This is a genomic window from Acetobacter sp. P1H12_c (assembly GCF_018811975.1).
Taxonomy (GTDB): Bacteria; Pseudomonadota; Alphaproteobacteria; order Acetobacterales; family Acetobacteraceae; genus Acetobacter; species Acetobacter persici.
This window is the reverse complement of record NZ_JACRVR010000098.1, coordinates 1-802: the sequence shown is the minus strand read 5'-3', so window position 1 is coordinate 802 and position 802 is coordinate 1. Positions and strand designations below refer to the sequence as shown.

Genomic DNA, 802 nt, shown 5'->3' with positions numbered 1-802 from the left:
GGATTGCGGACATGAATGTATGAGCGCAGCGGTCGTATCTGGTCGCAACACGTCGCCAGTCTTTCAGCTTTGCGAACATGTTTTCGATCAGATGGCGCTTTTTATACAGATGCCAATTGTAAGGTGGCTTTGATTTCCGGTTCTTCTTCGGCGGAATACAGGCTGTGATATTGCGTTCTGCAAGCGATAACCTGATCTGGTTGCTGTCGTAGCCTCTGTCGCCGATGACTTCTTCTGTTTCATCGGGAARGTCAGCCAGCAGGACATCAGCGCCTTTGAAGTCACTGACCTGCCCCGCAGTCAGATGTAGACGGACCGGTCGGCCATGATCATCGCACACGGCGTGAAGTTTTGAGTTCAGGCCGCCTTTTGTCCGTCCGATATGGCGGGGGAAAAGCCCCTTTTTGAGCAGGGACGCCGATGTCCGGTGTGCCTTGAGGTGTGTTGCATCAATCATCAGACGCTTCGAACGGCCAGCCTGTTCTGTCAGTGAGACAAAGATCCTGTCAAAAACACCGAGGCGGCTCCACCGGATAAAGCGATTATACAAAGTCTTGTGCGGACCATACGCTTTCGGGGCATCCTTCCACTGAAGGCCGTTGCGGATGACATAAACGATCCCGCTCAGAACACGCCGGTCATCCACGCGTGGCACGCCGTGCGCCAGAGGAAAAAAAGGCTCAATCCGCTCCATCTGGCGCTCAGACAGCATAAACACATCACTCACAGGCTACCCTCCATCGGTAAACCTGTGAATCACAACCTCTCGCTCAGTTCAATAAATTAATAGGTCCTGAGCCTA

At 52.9% G+C, this 802-nt stretch carries 1 protein-coding gene; it reads right to left on the bottom strand.

Annotated elements, in window-relative coordinates; genetic code table 11:
• On the bottom strand, positions 1 to 727 hold a 727-nt coding region (locus KP699_RS16275), incomplete at its 3' end, for an IS5 family transposase (RefSeq protein WP_215763348.1).
• Positions 728 to 802: the final 75 nt, after the last annotated feature.